The organism is Oscillibacter sp. CU971, from assembly GCF_905219725.1.
Taxonomy (GTDB): Bacteria; Bacillota; Clostridia; order Oscillospirales; family Oscillospiraceae; genus Oscillibacter.
On record NZ_CAJMXG010000253.1, the window covers coordinates 1 to 3,816 of the forward strand.

The window sequence follows — 3,816 nt, forward strand, 5'->3', positions numbered from 1 at the left end:
TATTACTTCCGAACTGAAAGGTCGGAAGTAATATGTGCCATGTTTTGCGGTTGCCGCTGTTTACAGCGGCGAGCAAAACGGCTTGAATCAAATGTATTATTTCCGAGTTTTAAGCTCGGAAATAATATATCTCAGTTAGCGTAAAATCAACTGCGAATTNACAGCNCTTNTTTAATAAAACAGCCGTGTTCATTGGAGCAGAGGCCTGAAAATCATCTCCAGGTCCTCCTCGCTGGTGGGCAGAACCTCCAGCGTCCGCCGCCCGATGGCCTCCAGCATGGTCTGCTCTTTTTGGCGGAGCCGTTGGTAGACAACGCCCTCCATGGACNAGGGACCCTTTTCCGTTTGGNACTCTGTCTGAAGGAAAGCATACTGCGTATACTGCCCCTTGGGCAGCCCCAGGCGGTGGATGCGGTCCTTGGACTGGAGCAGGTGAACCAGATTGTAGCTGTACTCAAAGTAAACGGCGTCGTGACAGACGCTGTGCAGGGACACGGACTCCGCCAGGGTGTGGGGGTTGGTCAGCAGAACCTGGAAGTGCCCTAATTTGAAATCCCGCAGGATGTCCTGCCGCTCCTCCAGCGGCACCGCGCCGTAAATACAGCGGGTGGGGATGCCGCGCTTCTCCAGGGCTTCAGACAGCGTATGGATGGAGTCCAGGAAGACGCACCAGATGATCACGGGCTTTCCCTCTCTGGCCAGCTCCTCCGCCAGCTGAACGCAGCGGCGGAACTTCCCAGAGGGGGGACAGGCTTCGATCAGCTGCCGGGCCTCCTGGCCGCAGCCGTCAAGGCCGGCGTCTCCCGCCGGGACGCCGTCGTCCAGCAGATACCGGAAATCCCGGAGGTCCAGCTTTTGGAGCAGCAGCCGGGGGTTGCTTTCCAGCTGGAGAATCCGCAGGAACAACGCTAGCTTGTTCCCCCGGTATTTTTGAACCAGCAGCTCCAAAAGCCGGTTTTCCTCCCCGTCGGCGGGGCAGGTGAGAATCCTGTCCGGCAGGGCTGGGGGGACCTCCAGCTGCTCCTTGGTGGTTCGGCAAAAGAAAGGCTGGAGCCGGTTGTTGACCGTCTCCACCTCCGCCGGGGTGGGATGGCGGAGGAGCATGTCGGAGAAGCCGAAGAATTCGTTATACTCATTGGGGAACAGAATGTGCAGCAGATTATAGAGGTCCAGGTAGGAATTGGGGACCGGCGTTCCGGTGAGGGCGGCGAGGTAAACGGACTGCTCCGCCAGGGCCAGGGCGGCGGAGGCGTACTCCCCGCCCGCCTTTTTGACCTTGTGGACCTCGTCGAAGACCAAAAGAGCCTGGGACTGGACCAGGGGAATCAGGTCCTCCAGCACGCCGCCCAACGTCTCATAGTTCACCAGGATCAAATTCACGTTCCCCGAGTCGTACCGCAGCGCCGCCCGCCGCTCCGCCGCCGTGGCCAGTCCGGGGCCGTGGAGGTTTAGGACCCGCAGTTCCTCCCGTCCAGCGAAGCACTGGACAAACTCCTCCATCCAAGAGCCGAAAGCGTTTTTGGGACAGACCACCACCAGCCGCCGGATGAGCCCCCGGCTTTTCAGGCAGGCGTAGACCCCCAGCACGGAGGCGGTCTTACCGGAGCCGGGGACGGAGAAGTTGGCGGCGCGTTTCATGGCGCAAAGGAAAAAGGAGTCCCACATCTGCCGCTCCCGCAGGGGCCGGGCCATGGTGGCGTTCACAATAGACTGATATTCCCGGAACCGGGGGAGCAGCTTTTCCTCCCGGTTTTTGATCTCCACGCCCAGACGGAACCGCTGCGTCAGATAGCTGCCCCGGTCCTGAATATAGTCCGCCAGGGCGGGGGAGACCGTGAGGGCCGCGCCCCGGCGGACGCATTCCTTTTCACACAGGGTGATGACGCGCTGGAAATCCAGGTAGGTCAGGGCACTCTTGCCGGTGAACAGGCCGCTCTCCCGCTTCGCGATATAGCGGCGAAGGGAGAGCTTATAAAAGGCGCTGTAGGGCAGGGCCTCCGCCTCGCCCTCCGGGACACAGAGGGTCAGGGCGGCGCCGTCATAGTCTAAGAGCCATTCGGTCACGGGGGAACCTCCTTTTTAGGGATTTAGGGAATTGGGCAAAGCGGAACGCCCCGCCTTGATCTGCGCACACGGCGCCCGCCGGAACGGGCCGGAGGCTCTTTCAAGGCAGGCTTCGCCGAATCTCGTCCGCCGCCTTTTCCAGCAGGTCCAGCTGCCGCCGCAGGCGCTGGAGCTCACTGTCCCCCAGCCGGGAGAGGATGTTCACGTCAATACTTTCCAAAAACCCGGTAGCCTTCTCCGCCAGCAGGATGGGCCGGTTTCGGGTCTCCGTCTTTCGGGTCCTGAGCAGGTATTTGTCCATGGACCGCTCCAGCGCGCCGCTCAGGTCCTCCCGGGTCCGGACCCGGTCCCGGATGGCCTGGGTGCTCATTTCCTGGGGAGAGGGGAGAATGCCAATGACTTCGGCGGCGATCTCCTGCTGTTCCTCCAGAAAATCCTCCTGCTGCTCACTGCCCACGATGTTCTTAAAGCCCCGGATGAAGCGGGTCATGTCCCCGGCGGGCCGCAGGAGGATGTTGACAAAGACGCTGTTTTTCAGGTCCTCTTTCTCGTTCTCCGTCCGGCACTTCTTGAGGAGCTTCTGAAGCTCCTCAAGGGGATAGTACAGCTTCAGCTCCCGGGCGATGTGGAATTGTCCCGGCGCGTTGATGAACTCCAGCAGCTCCACCATCAGCTCCGCCAGCTCCATGCGTTTTTTCACGTCCGTGACGCTCTCATTGGTGCTTCTCGCGTACTCCTCCGGATGTGAGGATTCACTCCATTAACACCAGCGGCAAGATCCTGGCCAACGCCTCCGTCACCCTGGGCGGCTGCTTTGCCGTCCGGAACCTGCGGATCGTGGACGGCTCCAAGGGTCTTTTTGTCTCTATGCCCAGCTATCGAACCGACGAGGGCCTCAAGGATGTCTGCTTCCCCTGCACCAAGGAGTTCCGGCAGCAGTTCCAGAACACGGTGCTGGCGGCTTACCGGCAGGAGATGGCCCGGCTCCATGAGCCCCAGGCCCATGAGCGGCCCCGGCAGCGGGAGTCCTCCGGCTTCGAGGAGCGGGCCGCGCCCGGCCCCGCCGATACCCCGGAGGAGACGCCCCCTGACGGTCTCGAAGAAGAAAGCCATTCCCCCGGCGGAATGGCCATGCAGTAGATACCGCTCACAAGCCCGCTTCGGGCTGTGAAATATATTAACAGGAGGAACCCAACCCATGAAACGCATCTTATCCCTGCTCATGACCGCCATGATTCTCTCGGCGGTGATGATCCCCTCCGCCCTGGCGGCGGACGCCTCCTCGGCCTGCTATCCCAGCTCCGTCACCNGGAGCGAGGACGGCAAGAAGATCCGTAAGGTCTATGACCTCGGCCCCGAGGAGGACCCGGCGGGCATCCCTCGCTCCGACTTCCAGCAGGACGGCGTTTGCTACACCCTGGTGGACCTGCTCAAGCNGGAGCTCCCAGAAAACGAGAGCCGCCAGCACGTGGAGACCGTTACCCTGGAGAGCAAAAACAAGGATATGGCCTCCGTGCTGGAGCTTCTGCCCCAGCAGAAGGAGTTCGTCACCGACGACGGCCTCTCCGGCACCCTCACCCTTCAGCTGGACACCGTCCAGGTAGACGTCTCCGGCTATGGAAGCTCCACCAAGGCGGTCAACGTCACCCGCTCCTATCCCAATCTGGCGGGACAAGACACCTCGTACATCCCCAAGACCATCCAGGACGGCGGGCGCACCCTGACCCTCCAGGATATCAGCTGGCAGACGGA

Annotated in this window: 3 protein-coding genes and 1 pseudogene; 2 read left to right on the forward strand and 2 right to left on the reverse strand. The window is 61.4% G+C overall.

Annotation, left to right across the window (positions count from 1 at the left end; all coding sequences use genetic code 11):
* Positions 1-189: 189 nt before the first annotated feature.
* Both JX325_RS13535 and JX325_RS13540 read right to left on the reverse strand, forming a co-directional pair.
* Entirely contained in the window at positions 190-2,064 is a 1,875-nt protein-coding gene (locus JX325_RS13535; RefSeq protein ID WP_204791627.1) for a DEAD/DEAH box helicase, read from the reverse strand.
* A 100-nt stretch (positions 2,065-2,164) separates the two neighbouring features.
* Positions 2,165-2,764 carry a hypothetical protein gene (locus JX325_RS13540; RefSeq protein WP_204791628.1) on the reverse strand — a complete coding sequence of 200 codons (600 nt, stop codon included), beginning with the start codon at positions 2,762-2,764 and terminating at the stop codon, positions 2,165-2,167.
* A gap of 44 nt (positions 2,765-2,808) precedes the next feature.
* On the opposite strand from JX325_RS13540, the gene JX325_RS13545 reads away from it, so the two are divergent.
* Both JX325_RS13545 and JX325_RS13550 read left to right on the forward strand, forming a co-directional pair.
* Entirely contained in the window at positions 2,809-3,204 is a 396-nt protein-coding gene (locus tag JX325_RS13545) for a SpoVG family protein (protein WP_204791629.1), read from the forward strand.
* Positions 3,205-3,262: 58 nt separating this feature from the next.
* Positions 3,263-3,816, forward strand: a pseudogene (locus JX325_RS13550) (cell wall anchor protein); the annotation flags it as partial.